Below are 1,801 nucleotides of genomic sequence, written 5' to 3'. Positions count from 1 at the left end.
CGAAGGCGCATATGAATCAACAACAGCGAGGCTTCCTATCTTGCTGCCATCTCGATGGGCATATCGTCTGTTCACCCTGTTCAGGAAAAGGAGCGGCCCCGGCAGGAAGGGGAACCTGCCGGGGCCATTAAGGAGGGGATATACGACGCCGGTTCATTGGCGCCGATTAACTGCTTTTAAGGAGAAAGCAGAGCGACGGAGGAAGGAGGGGAACCTTTCCGTTCGCTGATACGCAGTATAGCCATCGACGTTGAAGGCGTTATGGCAGCGGCTTGCGCATTTTGTGAAGCCGCCGGCAGTCTTGTTACGAGTTGGTGAACAACCGGGCGCGACAAAGACGCTTGGGGACGGAGGTCTATCTGTCCGGAAGGCTGATCCGATGTTTCGCGTATCGGGATTGCGGCTGTGCCGCATCGTTATCGTAGCGCGGACGAATGCCTGCGTAAGGGCTTGCGTGCTACCGCGATGTCATTTGCGGGACGCGCCGCTTCCGGCTCAAGAAAAGGGGTGGGCCGCAAGCGAAAAGGGGGAAACTTGCGGCCCGAAAGGAGGGGAGGAACGATGCGTTCGCATCGCGATCTGCTATGGGAAGCAGGCAAGCGGTGGAAAGGGGATGTCCCGCTTGCAAGGCTTACTATAGCGGCCGGTGTTGAAGCGGGCGTGTCCGGGGAGTGGCTTTGGGGTGATGTGCTCGTGAACGGAATGTGAATGCCCAGGAGATGCCGTTACCTTCCCGTTGCCAAGCAGGTGGGAACAGGGAGGCAATGCTGCGGTTTTCCCTGATGAAAGCCGATGTTCTCTTTCCGTAACCTTGTGAAGGGCGCATGTGGGGCGCGCTTGTGTGCCTGCGATGCCCCTTTGCCTGGCTCCTTGGGCCCTTTGGTATCATGTTCGAGTCGAAAGGAAACATCCATGCCTGATATCCAGCTGCGGTTCCACCGCGATATGCTCGTGCTTTCCAGTCCCATCGCCCCTGTGCTCGCGCGTCAAGGGTTCGAACTCGATGGAGATGTGGAATATGCCACGCTTATGGAACCCGAGGCCGTCGAGGACGCCCTCCGCCTGAACCTTATGGCGGGCGTGCAGTGCCTTGTCACCGAGACGGCCGGCATGACCCCGGCGCGCCTGGCGCATCGGGGCATGGCCGAACGCCTGCCCGAGCTTGCCCGCGCCGCCGTCGCATGCGCCGCGAAGCTGCGCCCTCAGCATGTGCTCGTGGAGCTTGGGCCATGCGGCCTGCCGCTCGACGCGTCCAGCAAAGCATCGCTCAATGAGAACCGTGACCAGTACGCCCGCGCGGCGCGCGCCTTCGAGAGCCTTTCCCTTGACGGCTTCTTCTTGAACGGGTTTACCAACCCAAGCGACCTGAAGTGCGCGCTCATGGGCTTGCGTCAGGTCAGCGGCCTGCCCGTGTTCGCATCTGTGAGCGTGGGCGCCGATGGCGTGCTTGCGGATGGCCGCCATGGCTTTAACGAGGCGCTCGACGTGATGGCCGAGTTCGAGGCAAGCGTGGCCGGCTTTTGCACGCAGGCGCCCATCGAGGGCGCGTGCGAGCTCGCGCAGCAGGCGGCGAAGCTGCCCCTGCCCGTGCTTGCGCAGCTCGACGTGGTGGAGCACAACCCCCGTCAGCGTCAGGCGATGCCGGAAAACCCGTATCACCGCCCCGATGTCATGATGGAGGCTGCCCAGCAGCTCCGTGCGGCCGGTGCGCAGTTCCTTCGCGCGACCGGCCAGGCCACGCCCGCTTATGCCGGTGCACTGGTCGCGGCAACGGACGGCCTTGACGCGCATCGCCCCGACG

1 protein-coding gene is annotated in these 1,801 nt (G+C 62.7%); it reads left to right on the top strand.

What is annotated here, in order from left to right; all coding sequences use genetic code 11:
• Positions 1–912: 912 nt before the first annotated feature.
• Positions 913–1,801 (top strand): homocysteine S-methyltransferase family protein (locus tag Q0H50_RS09440; protein ID WP_294421702.1); only part of this gene is annotated, 889 nt, incomplete at its 3' end.

The sequence above is a fragment of the uncultured Senegalimassilia sp. genome (assembly GCF_934632265.1).
In the GTDB taxonomy this organism is placed as follows: Bacteria; Actinomycetota; Coriobacteriia; order Coriobacteriales; family Eggerthellaceae; genus Senegalimassilia.
The sequence above is the reverse complement of the archived record's forward strand: the minus strand, read 5'-3'. Positions and strand labels throughout refer to the sequence as shown.